The sequence below is a fragment of the Lactococcus sp. KTH0-1S genome, assembly GCF_052544945.1.
Map to the genome: position 1 here is coordinate 1,160,660 of NZ_CP195165.1, position 13,294 is coordinate 1,173,953.

The 13,294-nt window shown below is 32.2% G+C and carries 10 protein-coding genes; all 10 read left to right on the forward strand.

What is annotated here, in order from left to right:
* Positions 1–113 precede the first annotated feature (113 nt).
* On the forward strand, positions 114–2,744 hold the full coding sequence (locus ACRYLU_RS05715) for a DUF4118 domain-containing protein (RefSeq protein WP_445081356.1): 2,631 nt from the start codon (positions 114–116) through the stop codon (positions 2,742–2,744).
* Positions 2,734–3,444: a response regulator transcription factor gene (locus ACRYLU_RS05720; protein ID WP_038601017.1), complete on the forward strand. Its 711-nt coding sequence runs from the start codon at positions 2,734–2,736 to the stop codon at positions 3,442–3,444. Before ACRYLU_RS05715 ends, ACRYLU_RS05720 begins: the two co-directional genes overlap by 11 nt.
* A gap of 246 nt (positions 3,445–3,690) precedes the next feature.
* Positions 3,691–3,771: a K(+)-transporting ATPase subunit F gene (gene kdpF / locus ACRYLU_RS05725; protein ID WP_072285303.1), complete on the forward strand. Its 81-nt coding sequence runs from the start codon at positions 3,691–3,693 to the stop codon at positions 3,769–3,771.
* Positions 3,772–3,780: 9 nt separating this feature from the next.
* The gene (locus tag ACRYLU_RS05730) at positions 3,781–5,508 is read left to right on the forward strand and encodes a potassium-transporting ATPase subunit KdpA (RefSeq protein ID WP_058205674.1); all 1,728 of its coding nucleotides are present in this window, start codon (positions 3,781–3,783) and stop codon (positions 5,506–5,508) included.
* Between the two features lie 8 nt (positions 5,509–5,516).
* Positions 5,517–7,583 (forward strand): potassium-transporting ATPase subunit KdpB, encoded by a 2,067-nt coding sequence (gene kdpB / locus ACRYLU_RS05735; RefSeq protein ID WP_445081377.1) that lies wholly within the window; start codon positions 5,517–5,519, stop codon positions 7,581–7,583.
* Positions 7,584–7,600: 17 nt separating this feature from the next.
* Positions 7,601–8,230: a K(+)-transporting ATPase subunit C gene (locus ACRYLU_RS05740; RefSeq protein ID WP_058205676.1), complete on the forward strand. Its 630-nt coding sequence runs from the start codon at positions 7,601–7,603 to the stop codon at positions 8,228–8,230.
* Positions 8,231–8,398: 168 nt separating this feature from the next.
* Positions 8,399–8,863, forward strand: coding sequence for a pyridoxamine 5'-phosphate oxidase family protein (locus ACRYLU_RS05745; RefSeq protein WP_058205677.1), 465 nt, complete (start codon positions 8,399–8,401; stop codon positions 8,861–8,863).
* A gap of 445 nt (positions 8,864–9,308) precedes the next feature.
* The gene (locus ACRYLU_RS05750) at positions 9,309–9,653 is read left to right on the forward strand and encodes a helix-turn-helix domain-containing protein (protein ID WP_038601001.1); all 345 of its coding nucleotides are present in this window, start codon (positions 9,309–9,311) and stop codon (positions 9,651–9,653) included.
* A gap of 57 nt (positions 9,654–9,710) precedes the next feature.
* Positions 9,711–11,192, forward strand: a complete 1,482-nt coding sequence (locus tag ACRYLU_RS05755) for a MucBP domain-containing protein (protein WP_428924055.1) — start codon at positions 9,711–9,713, stop codon at positions 11,190–11,192.
* Between the two features lie 100 nt (positions 11,193–11,292).
* Positions 11,293–13,290, forward strand: coding sequence for a ribonuclease R (gene rnr / locus ACRYLU_RS05760; protein WP_195927931.1), 1,998 nt, complete (start codon positions 11,293–11,295; stop codon positions 13,288–13,290).
* Positions 13,291–13,294 lie beyond the last annotated feature (4 nt).

The following is a 13,294-nucleotide window of genomic DNA, read 5'->3' on the forward strand; positions in this document are numbered from 1 at the left end:
ATCTAAAAAATAATTTTATAAGATAGTAAAATTAGGAAGGCCAAAAAGTTTATGTCATTAATGGACTACGTTTTTTATGCTATAATATGGACAAGAAAATTTAGAGGCAACCAATGAAAAAGGGAAAACTAAAAATATATTTTGGCTATGCTGCTGGTGTTGGAAAAACATTTGCTATGCTCGAAGGGGCGCGTGAGGTTCAGGAATCTGGAATTGATGTTGTTTCAGGTTACATTGAACCTCATAATCGACCAGAGACCTCAAGATTAATTGAAGGGCTGGAAACCTTACCTTTAAAAAAAATAAATTATAAAGGAATTCAATTAAAAGAGTTCAATTTAGAAGAAGCTTTGATTCGTCGACCTCAGGTTATCCTAGTTGATGAATTAGCCCACACAAATTGCCATGGTTCAAGGAATAAGAAGAGATTTCAAGACATTGAAGAACTTTTGAAAGCAGGAATAGATGTTTTTACAACAATAAATATTCAGCATCTTGAAGGTTTAAATGATGTAATTGAAAAAATAACTGGGATTATTGTTAATGAAAAAATTCCTGATTACATATTTGAAGAGGCTGATCAAATTGAGCTAATTGATATTGAACCCGTTGATTTATTAGAACGACTAGATAAAGGAAAAATTTATCAGTTAAACAAAGTAAATCAAGCAAAAGAAAATTTTTTTACATTAGAAAAACTTATCGCCCTTCGGGAAATTGCTTTACGAAAAACTGCTGACCAAGTCAATAAGAGCGCTATTCGTAAAGCTCAAAATAAAAAAAGCATTTATGCAAAAGAACATGTTTTAGTATGTGTTTCAGCTTCACCCTCAGCCTCTCATGTTATTCATGCAGCGGCGAGACTTGCAGTTGCATTTAAAGCAGAATTTACGGCATTGTATATTGGTGATTTAGAAAATTCTTCCAAAGAAGAAAAAGATAGATTGAGACAGAGTTTACGTTTAGCTGAACAGTTAGGTGCAAAAATATCTGTCCTTTACGGAGATAATGTTTCTAAGCAAATTGTCGAATATGCTAAAATTAGTCAAATATCAAAGCTGGTAATTGGTAAAAGTGTGCAAAGTTCATTTTGGAATAGGGAAAATATTGTAGATCTTATAAGTCAGGAAGCACCAGAACTTGATATCTATGTCATTCCTAATGCAAGGGGACAACAAAAAAATACTTCTGAAACTTTGTATAATTTTAAAAAAATCCGGTTTTCATTAAGTGATTTATTGAAAACAATACTGATGCTAGCTCTTGTCACTTCATGTGGGTTAGCCTTCAAATATTGGAACTTCAATGTTGCTAATATAATTATGCTTTATATTCTAGGAGTTCAGATTAATGCTATTTTTACAAAAGGAAGAATTTTTAGTCTCATTTCCTCAGTCTTATCTGTACTTTGCTTTAATTATTTTTTCACAGAACCTTATTACACTTTTGTAGCTTTTAGCTCTAATTATCCAATTACTTTCTTAATTATGTTGGCTGCTGGATTAATTACGTCGACATTAATCAAAAGAATTCAAGAACAAGTTCGAGTCTCTACGGAAAAATCATATCGAACAGAAGTACTTTTACAAACGAATAAAGATTTAGCACAGGTTGATTCGGTAGCAGAAATTCTAGAAGCAACAGTTCAACAGTTAAAAAAATTACTTGATCGAGATATTGTGATTTATCCAATCAAAGATAAAGTTTTAGGAGATGAATCATATTTTTCAACTGAGTCTTCTAAGTATAATTTAGAAAAATACCAGAATTTTAATGAGAGAGGTGTAGCTGAGTGGGTAATGCACAATAATAAACGTGCAGGAGCAACGACCAATACATTATCATCTGCTAATTACTTATATTTGTCAATTCGTGGGAAAAATCAATCTTTTGCGGTGATCGGTATCTTAATGAAGGATAAAAATGAGTTGGAAACATTTGAAAAATCTATAATTCTTGCTATATTAGGTGAAGCGGGATTAGCTTTAGAAAAAGAAATTCTTCGAGAAGTCCAACAAAAAAACGAAATTCAAATTGAGCAAGAACAGTTACGTGTAAATTTGTTACGTGCTATTTCGCATGATTTAAGAACTCCACTAACTAGTATTTCTGGACATGCAAAATTACTGATGAAAAATGATAGCACAATAAACAAACTTCAAATTCAAGAATTATCAGCTTATATCTATGATGATTCAATGTGGTTGATTAATTTAGTTGAAAATCTTTTATCTATCACAAGATTGGATGAAAAAATAGAATTAAAGTTGGAAGCAAATATTATTGATGAAGTAGTTGAAGAAGCCCTTAAACATGTAGACAGGCATTTTGAACAGCATGAATTTAGTTTAAATTTAGCCGACGAACTCTTAATGGCAAAAATGGATGTGGCTCTTATGATACAAGTGATTGTAAACTTGATTAATAATGCGGTGAAATATACGCCAATTAATTCTAAGATAAAACTACAAACCAAAAAATTTAATGATGAGTTAGTTCTTGAAGTTTCTGATAATGGGCCTGGGATTACTGATAAAGCCAAAGAAAGAATTTTTGATTTATTTTATACTGATGAAAATCGGCAAGTTGATTCTAAGCGTGGTTTAGGTTTAGGACTTTCTTTGTGTAAAAGTATTATTTTAGCACATGGAGGACAAATTTATGTTAAAGATAATCAGCCAAATGGAGCAATTATTGGTTTCAAATTACCTTTGGAGGAGGTTTTAATTTCTGATGAACAATGATGATATAAAAATATTGATTTGTGAAGATGATTTGTCAATTAATAAACTCTTATCTTTGACAATGGAGGTTGAAGACTATAATTATGTAGCCGTTCAAAATGGAAAGGAAGCGTTAAGAGAAATTATCTCTCAGCGCCCAAATTTACTAATTTTAGATTTAGGCTTACCGGATATGGACGGAAAAGAAATTATTTCTAAAGTTCGTGGATTCTCTCAACTTCCAATTATCGTAGTCAGCGCCAGAGGAGAAGATGCTGATAAAATTTCAGCTTTAGATGCTGGTGCAGATGATTATTTGACAAAACCATTTAGTACTGATGAACTTTTGGCTCGACTTAGGGTAAGTTTGAGAAGAGCTAAGTTTTCTGGAAATAATCAAAATTTACTGACAGAAGTAACAACTTTTACTAATGGCTGGTTGAAAATAAATTATTTATCAAAGTGTGTTTTTGTAAATGAAAAAGAGATTCATCTCACACCTATTGAGTACAAACTTCTTTGTTTATTAGCAGAAAATTTGGACCGTGTAATGACCTATAACTATCTTGTCAAAGAAATCTGGGGGTATTATGAGGAAGATTTTTCAGCACTTAGAGTATTTGCAAATACGCTACGTAAGAAGATTGAACTTGATTCCAATTATCCAAAGATGATACAAACACATATTGGCGTCGGCTATCGTATGATAAAAATTGACTAAAAAGTACTGACAGATTTGTCAGTACTTTTTTTATGAGAATCTTTAGATTATCTTTATACAAACAAGCTAATCTTTACACTCTTTTTATTTTTCAAGTGTTAAAATAATTTCAACATCAAGGAGGAGGAAAATATTTTGATGGATTTATTAATGCTTGGAGGACTAGTAGTAAGTTTTTTACTAATTCTGGCTCTAATAGCTTGGTGTGACAAGCAAATTAAAGAAAATTAGAAAGAAGTTTTTAAAATGTTTATTATTTTAGGGATTATTATCATGTTATTGGCGATTTATCTCTTTTATGCTCTGATTTATCCAGAGAGGTTTTAGGGGGAACAAATGTTACAAATTATTTTCGTATTGGCAGTGGCCATATTATTAATGATACCTACAGGTAAATACCTTTATCACATAGCGACAGATCAAAAGACCTTTGCAGATCCGGTCATGGATAAATTTGATGGCTTTATATATAAATTGATTGCTATGAAAAAACAGCCCATGACTTGGAAAAAATACGCGCTATCTCTAGTATTAACAAATGCTGTAATGGTTTTTATTGGTTATTTAATTTTGAGAATTCAAGAAATTCCCTTTCTAAATCCTAACCATATTGGGGCAATGGAGCAAAGTCTAAGTTTTAATACAGTAATTTCATTTATCACTAATACTAACTTACAAAACTATTCTGGAGAGTCTGCCCTTTCCTATATGAGTCAAATGATTGTCATTACCTTTATGATGTTCACATCAGCAGCTTCTGGTTTTGCAGCCTCAATGGCTTTCATTCGAGGATTGTCTGGAAAATACAAAGATATGGGAAATTTCTATTATGATTTTGTACGAGTAATTACTCGTGTATTACTTCCATTTTCTATTATTGGCGCTTTATTATTGATATCACAAGGCGTACCTCAGACATTAGTACATAATTTAACAATTACAACCCTTGAAGGGAAAATGCAAGATATTGCTCTAGGCCCAGTGGCAGCTCTTGAAATCATAAAACATTTGGGAACAAATGGTGGCGGATTTTTTGCGGCAAATTCGGCAATGCCTTTTGAAAATCCAAATATTATTACAAATATAATTGAAATGCTATCAATGATGCTATTACCTGGTTCGATATTATTTGCTTTTGGATATATGGTTTCAGATAGTCATCAAGAAAATAAATTATTAAATTCTCAATTAAAAAGTAAAAGAAGATTTTTCTTAGGAAAAGAGGCTCGACCATTATTTATCGTAATGAGTGTTTTATTTTTAATCGGGCTTACAATAATTATTTGGGCTGAGTCCAAAGGTAATCCTATTTTACAGCACCTAGGCTTAAGTCAAGCTATGGGTAACATGGAAGGGAAAGAAACTAGATTTGGCACAAATATGTCAGCCTTATTTACCGAAATTACTACTGCTTTTACAACAGGTTCTGTAAATAACATGCATGATAGTCTGACTCCATTAGGTGGTGGTATTGCCATGATTAATATGATGCTTAATCTTGTTTTTGGAGGAAAAGGCGTTGGATTAATGAATATGATTCTCTACGTTCTTTTGACAGTATTCATCTGTGGTTTAATGATTGGCCGAACTCCTGTTTACTTAGGGAAAAAAATTGAAGGAAAAGAAATGAAATTGACTGCTCTAGCAATTATCATTCACCCTTTAATTATTTTAAGTTTTACGGCACTAGCCGTTTCTGTTTCCGCGGGTATTGCTGGAGTATCCAATCCTGGCTTTCACGGTTTATCGCAAATTGTTTATCAGTATACATCTTCGGCGGCGAACAACGGTTCGGGTTTTGAGGGGTTAAAAGATAATACCGCTTTTTGGAATATTACGACTGGAGTTGCTATATTTTTAGGCCGCTATCTCACTTTAATTATTCAACTTGCGATTGCTTCATCATTAATGATGAAAAGGTCGGTAAATAATTCTGTAGGTTCACTTAAAACAGATAGTGGAACTTTCACCGTCGTTCTATTTGTAATAGTGATTGTAATATCAGCATTAACATTTTTACCAGTTTTGGTTCTTGGACCAATCGCTGAATCTTTAACATTATGAGGCTTATGATGATTTCTAAAAATAAAAAACTATTGAATCAAGAGATTCTAAAAAGTTCTATCAAAGGAGCTTTTATCAAACTTAATCCGGCATATATGATGAAAAATCCAGTCATGTTTGTCGTTGAGGTTGGATTTACTATTACATTAATTCTATCTATTTTTCCTAACTTATTTGGGACAGTTCAATCGTCAAGTCAAATTTATAATATAATTGTGACTTTAATCTTATTCTTAACAATTCTTTTTGCTAATTTTGCAGAATCTGTCGCTGAAGGCAGAGGAAAAGCTCAGGCGGAGAGCTTGAAAAAGACGCAAAAAAATATGAAAGCAAGAATTATTAATAAAGATAAAGCTACTAATCAGATTAAGGAAACTATTATTGATGCAATTGAGTTAAAAAAAGATGATATAGTTCTAGTTAAATCAGGAGAATTGATACCAAGTGATGGGGAAGTGATTGAGGGAATTGCTTCCGTTGATGAATCAGCAATAACAGGAGAATCTGCTCCTGTTGTAAAAGAATCTGGTGGTGATTTTGCCTCAGTAACAGGAGGAACAACTGTTTCAAGCGACTGGCTCAAGATAAAAATCACTTCTAGTTCAGGAGAATCATTTCTTGATAAAATGATCTCTCTTGTTGAAGGAGCCTCACGGAAAAAAACGCCGAATGAAATAGCATTAAATACTCTACTTGTGAGTTTAACTATTATTTTCTTAATAGTTATTGTGACACTCTACCCCATTGCTTCTTTTGTTCATGTGAAGTTAAGTGTAACAACACTCATTGCCCTTACGGTCTGCTTAATTCCAACAACAATAGGTGGTTTACTATCGGCAATAGGGATTGCTGGAATGGATAGAGTCACACGTTTTAATGTGATTGCAATGTCTGGTAAAGCAGTTGAAGCCAGTGGTGATGTGGATACTATGATTTTAGATAAAACGGGAACAATTACATTTGGTAATAGAATGGCCGCAAAATTTCTTCCAGTAAACGGTGTATCTTTAGAAGAGTTAACAGAAAATGCTGTTTTAACTTCATTGAAAGATGAAACACCAGAAGGCAAGTCTATTATTAGATTGGCAGAAGAACAAGAAGATAAGGATTTTATGACTCCAGCTGAAATGACTTTTGTAGAGTTCACAGCTCAAACAAGAATGAGTGGAGTTGATTTTCTGACAGGAAAAACAATTCGCAAAGGAGCAACAGATGCTGTGATTGATTATATTCAACAACAAGGAGGGGCAGTTCCTAATGATTTGAAGAGAATTACCGATGAAATATCTTCAGTAGGTGGCACCCCATTGGTAGTTTCAGAAGATTCAAAGATTCTGGGAGTTATCTATTTAAAAGATACAATAAAGCCAGGATTGGTAGAACGGTTTGCTCGTTTACGAGAAATGGGAATTAAAACAATTATGTGTACTGGTGATAATCCTTTGACGGCCGCAACGATTGCTCAAGAAGCTGGGGTTGATAGTTATATCGCTGAATGTAAACCAGAGGATAAAATCAAAGCAATAAAAGTTGAACAAAACGATGGAAAAGTTGTTGCAATGACAGGGGATGGAACTAATGATGCACCAGCACTAGCACAAGCTGACGTTGGTATTGCAATGAATTCAGGGACAAGCGCGGCCAAAGAAGCAGCAAATATGGTAGATTTAGACAGTGATCCGACTAAAATTCTTGATATTGTAGAGATTGGTAAACAACTTTTAATTACGAGAGGAGCATTAACAACATTTTCTATTGCCAATGATATCGCCAAATATTTTGCGATTATTCCCGCAATGTTTATGCTTGCTATTCCACAAATTCATGTTTTAAATATCATGAATCTTGCAACGCCTTCCAGTGCAATATTATCAGCATTAATTTTTAATGCAATAATCATTCCACTTTTAATTCCTCTAGCGATGAAGGGCGTAAAATATAAACCACAGCATTCGGATAAAATGCTGACACATAATATGTTAGTTTATGGCTTAGGGGGAGTTATTGCTCCATTCATTGGAATAAAAATTATTGACTTAATCATTGCTCCGTTACTGCACATGATTGGTCTTTAATGCTGAAAGGAGAAGTGATGAGAAAAATATTTAAAGAATTAAAAACACCTTTTCTAGTTACAGTAGTTTTTACAGTGATTTGTGGTCTTTTCTATCCATTGCTCATAACAGGTCTGGGACAAAGTATCTTTCCTTATCAGGCTAACGGTAGTCTTATCGTTAATAAGGGGAAAGTGATAGGATCTCAATTAATTGGCCAACAATTTTCTGATGAAGGATTCATGAAGGGACGTCCCTCAGCCGTTAATTATAATACTTATACCGCAAAAGAAAAATCTGAGGATAAATATTTGGGAGTGGCTTCAGGTTCTCAAAATTTATCACCTAGTAATCCCTTACTAAAAAAACGAGTAGAGAGTGATTTACAAAACTTTCTAAATAATAATCCGAGCATAAATAAAAAGGATATCCCTACAGATTTATTGACATCATCAGGATCAGGCCTTGATCCTAGCATTAGCCAACAAAGTGCCCTGATTCAAATTCCTCAAATTTCGAAGTCTACAGGTATAAGCGTGGATAATTTGAGAAAAATTATTGATAAAAATACTCAAAATAAAACTTTAGGATTTCTAGGTGAAAAAACAGTTAATGTATTAAAAGTTAATCTTGAAATTTACAATCAATTAAGTGAAAAAAGTGATTAATAACGGTAAAAAAGAAAAACTATAAATCATAATAATTTATAGTTTTTTTGTAGATATTTTTTCATTATTAAAGCTCTATTGAAAGATTTTTAAAATACTTTTTCGGTTGTAAACTTTTAAAAATAAGCATATACTGACAGTAGGATAAAGAAAAGAAAGGGGTATCAAATGAGTTACAAATTAAATCAAAGTGACTTGGAATATACGCTTTTAAATGGTACTTATTTAGTTTTAGGACTTCTTAACATGGATAAAGAGGTAGAAACGATTCCGATGATGTATGTTTGGGATAAGGAAAAAAACGTTATATATCTCCATACTTCTAGTAAAAAGAAAGTTGTTAAATATCTCCAAAAGAATGCGAGCGTATCATTAAATATTGTTGATGCAATAAAATTGGATAAGGATAATTTTACTTTGCATTATAAATCGATTATCATTCACGGAAAACCAAAGGAAATAATAGATGAAGTCACTAAAAGAAAATCAATGGCCTTAGTTTGTAAGAAATATATTGGTGAGGATTATCCTATAGAACACTTTCAAAGAACCTACAAAAACACTAGTGAAGTATTGATGGTTTTTGAAATTTCTATCGAAGAAATTAGTGGATTGGGGCATGAAACGGAATAAAGGTGTTCTGACGGAATTAATGTATATAAAAAACATGTTGGCAAAAATAATAAAAAAATGTATAATATAGAGTACATGTAACTAATGTAATATTTTTATAATTTAAAAAGAAAGTCTAATAAAGTAGATATTTAAACAGTCTGTTGTATAAATATCATGATGCTTTGTAAAATACCATAAAAAGACTCCGAAAAATTAAGATTTTTCGGAGTCTTTTTATGCCGACAAACACTTAATAAGCCACTTATAATTCTTTAACATTCTTATATCATGACTTTTGTTTACTAAAGTATGTTATTTTAAATGCTGTATTTTATATACTGTTTTAATAAATGTTAGTATTAGTGAATTTTCCATAAGTGATTATAACAGAATAATCACAGTACTTTCAGAAAAATCTTAATTTTTCTGAAAATTAGATTTTGATATTTTGAAAGGAAAAATGATGGAAGAAAGTATATTTTATAAGAGAATTAAAAAACTAGCAAATGAGTTAGGAAAGTCATTCAATCAAATTGAAAAAGAATTAGGGTATTCTCGCAATGCCTTGAGCAATTATAAAACACAAACGATTCCTTCAGCTATTCGTTTATTAGAATTAGCAGAGTATTTTGATGTAACACCAAGATATTTATTGGGAATGGATAGTATTTACTCAAAAAAACAGGATAAAGCAAATTTTGCTGAGTTTCTTTTTAAAAATCTTGATAAAAATCAAAAACTTGAAATATGTAAGTTTTCGCAAATTTGGATGTTGCAAGAGCTAAAAGAGGAGCAATCTCAAAATTAAGAGAAGCATTACTTTTAGTGAAAAAATATTTTACAGATTTTATGGAGTTTATTTATTATGATTAAAAAAGCCAAAATGGAGAAGATGATGACAAAAAAATTAATCAGAGACTTATTTATATCATTGTTATTTGCAACAATAATAGCAGTGTTTGGAGTTGGAAAAGTATACGCTCAAGGTTCAGTTTCGAGTAAGAGTTTGCAGGTTTCTGCAGATGGATCAGACTATTATACTTTAGGTTCTGACTTTTATAATCACTTTGTTAAACCTACAACTGTTGATTTAACGAAGAATAAGATTGTATATAATAAACAGACACTGATAGTATTTAATGGCAGAATTGATAAATGGAAGATGTCCTTTATAAATCAGGATTCATCAGGAAAATCTTGGTTCAAATTTTTATCTTATCCAGAAGCAACTAAAGGAGACATAAAAATTACTTATACAACGGATGGGATGAACTATTCTGATAGTAAACCAAGTCTAGACCAACTCAAAGGCTATATGGTCGAACTTCTTAAACCAATTGTATATCCAGATGATGCAAATAACCAAGAGAATGATATAGAGGTCTCTTTTCAACTTTCTCCAGATACTGATTACATATTGAGTAATTTCAATTTAAATAAACAGTTTATTCCTTTTAGCGGAGAGTCATGGTTACAAAATTATAGTCCTGATCCCTTCTTTACTGATCGAAATCAACTCCAATTCATTTATCCCAATTATTCTAAAGGAGTGACAGTAGAGTACGTTGATGAGGAAGGAAACAAAATTCATAACTCACAAACTATTAGTGGTTCAAAAGGAGACGTTTATGACGCCAGTACAGAACAGTACAAGTTGGCATTGGATGGTTACACATTAGACACAACTAAACTACCACAAAATAGTACAGGAAATTTTGAAGAAGAGCTTCAAACGGTTACTTACGTATATTCTAAAAATCCAGTGGTTGCAGCTGATGTGACAGTAAGGTATGTAGATATAAAGAATATTCCCATTTCAGAAGACATCATTTTACAAGGAAATATTGGTGAAAACTATTATACTGATAAAAAAGATATTAAAGATTATACTTTAAAAGAAGTTCAAGGAAATTCATCAGGTCAGTTTTCAGAAAAGGCACAAACAGTTACTTATATATACAAAAAAAATGAGTTACCTATTGCTACAGGAAAAGTTGTTATAAAATATATAGATACAGATGGAAAATCAATTTTAAAAGATGTTATTAGAACTGGAACTGTTGGGGAAGATTATATAACTGAAGAAAAAAATATTTCTGGTTATACTTTTCAAGAAATTCGAGGTAATTCAAAAGGTAAATATACGGATAAAATTCAGACCATAACTTATGTTTATACTAAAAATCATATTATAAAACCAAAAGATAAAAACTTCAGTTCGGAAAAATCCCAAAAACTACCTGAAACTGGTGAAAACAAAAAAAGGAGTATATTGTTTTTTATTAGTGGACTCACTCTTATAACTTTAGGATCAACTATTATAGTATTTCGACATAAAAAAGAATAAATAAAAGGCTATCAAAGGCCTTTTTATTATTAATAGTCGAATATTGCTTACTGATTATGTTATGATAGAAAGATACAATTGGAGGAAGAAATAAATATATATGGTTCAGCTATCAGAATTAGCATCAGCACTTAATCAAACAGAAAGTAAAGGAGTATTTTCTAAACATCCTAAAGGTTTCGGATTTGTTCATCCAGAAGACGCAACAGATAAAACAAATGATATCTATATCGGTAAAAATGATACTAAATTTGCGATGGATGGGGATAAAGTTACTGTTAAAGTTACCTATCCTAAAACTGAAAAACGCGGTGCAAGTGGACAAATTACTAAAATAAATGAACGAGCAGTAGTTGATACGGTCGGGACTTACCGTTCTTTGTCTAATCGTCAAGTCAAAGCATTAGGATACAAAGGGAGAATCGAACTCTATAATGACCGAATTTCCGATACTTTATATATCAAACAACCTTTATCAGGGGTTCAAGAAGAAGATGTGGTGAGTCTTAAAATCACCCAATATCCAACCGATACGAAGACATTTGAAGGGAAAATTACCGGTATTATTGGACATAAAGGTGAAGTAGGACTAGATATTTTAGAAGTGCTTTGTGCTATGAAAATTCCACAAGAATTCTCTTCTGAAACTATAGCTGAGGCTGAGACATTTTCCGAAAAATTAACTGATTCAGATCTGCACAATCGTGTAGATTATCGGAATGAAATCACCTATACCATTGATGGAGATGATTCTAAGGATTTGGATGATGCCATCCACGTTAAAAAATTATCAAATGGACATTTTGAATTAGGAGTCCATATCGCTGACGTCAGTCATTATGTGACTGAGGGTTCTTCTTTAGATGAAGAAGCCTACTCACGCGCAACATCAGTCTATGTAACTGACCGAGTTGTTCCGATGTTGCCTGTTAGGTTATCCAATAATTTGTGTTCACTCAATGAAGCTCAAGAGCGACTGACAATGTCTTGTCTAATGGAAATTGATGACAAAGGTAAGATTGTCAGTTATAAAATATCACCTTCAGTCATAAAAACAACTTATCGAATGACTTATAATAATGTCAATAAAATGATTCATCAAGGACAAGAAGGTCATAGAGAAGCCCTTGAAAACTTCACTAAAATTACCGATTCGATTAAAGTGGCCGTTGAACTTCATGAAATTCTTGAAACAATGCGAAAAGACAGAGGAATGATTGAATTTGACGAGAGTGAAGCAAAAATTATTTTAGATGAAAAAGGTCATCCAATCGAAATTGTAAAACGCAATCGCGATACTGCAGAACGAATGATTGAATCCTTTATGTTGATGGCAAATGAAACTGTTGCCCTTGATTTTCAAAAGAAAAAACTACCTTCCTTATATCGAGTTCACGATAACCCTAAAGAGAAAGCTTTTGCTAAATTGATGGAAGCTGCTGCTAATGCTGGCTTTTCCTTGAATTCAGATTCTCATCAAGCCATTAATTTCTTTGCTGATGAGATTAAAGGAACAAGTTCTGAAAAGGCATTGACTTATCAACTTCGACATACGATGTCAACAGCTGTTTACTCTGAAAAAAATACAAAACATTTTGGGCTCGCAGCGACTAACTATACGCATTTCACAAGCCCAATTAGACGTTATCCTGATTTAATTATCCATCGTTTATTACATTTATATCCTTCTGACCATTCTAACCGTACTAAAGACGAATGGAAAGAACGTTTACCTGAAATTGCTAACCATTCTTCTGATATGGAACACCGTGCGGTCGTCACTGAACGAATTATTGATGCAATGAAAAAAGCAGAATATATGTTAGAGCGAATCGGAGAAGTTTATACAGGTACAATTACAGGTGTTCAAAAATTTGGAATTTTTGTTGCATTAGATAATACAGTCGAAGGTTTAGTTCGTGTGCCTAATTTACATACTGGGACTACGGAAGAACTTGAATTTGATGAAGAAGCAAGTATTTTTAAAGGAAAAAAATCAGAAACAGTCTATCAAATAGGACAAGAAATAAAAATTCGTGTTATTGCTGCTAATAAACGAAAAGGAACAGTTGATTTTGAACAAATTGCTCCTGAATAAATCC

Coding starts and splice junctions, on each gene's coding strand:
- kdpB (WP_445081377.1), top strand. CDS start 5,517: ATGATTTCTAAAAATAAAAAACTATTGAATCAAGAGATTCTAAAAAGT.
- ACRYLU_RS05715 (WP_445081356.1), top strand. CDS start 114: ATGAAAAAGGGAAAACTAAAAATATATTTTGGCTATGCTGCTGGTGTT.
- kdpF (WP_072285303.1), top strand. CDS start 3,691: ATGTTTATTATTTTAGGGATTATTATCATGTTATTGGCGATTTATCTC.
- rnr (WP_195927931.1), top strand. CDS start 11,293: ATGGTTCAGCTATCAGAATTAGCATCAGCACTTAATCAAACAGAAAGT.
- ACRYLU_RS05740 (WP_058205676.1), top strand. CDS start 7,601: ATGAGAAAAATATTTAAAGAATTAAAAACACCTTTTCTAGTTACAGTA.
- ACRYLU_RS05730 (WP_058205674.1), top strand. CDS start 3,781: ATGTTACAAATTATTTTCGTATTGGCAGTGGCCATATTATTAATGATA.
- ACRYLU_RS05755 (WP_428924055.1), top strand. CDS start 9,711: ATGATTAAAAAAGCCAAAATGGAGAAGATGATGACAAAAAAATTAATC.
- ACRYLU_RS05750 (WP_038601001.1), top strand. CDS start 9,309: ATGGAAGAAAGTATATTTTATAAGAGAATTAAAAAACTAGCAAATGAG.
- ACRYLU_RS05745 (WP_058205677.1), top strand. CDS start 8,399: ATGAGTTACAAATTAAATCAAAGTGACTTGGAATATACGCTTTTAAAT.
- ACRYLU_RS05720 (WP_038601017.1), top strand. CDS start 2,734: ATGAACAATGATGATATAAAAATATTGATTTGTGAAGATGATTTGTCA.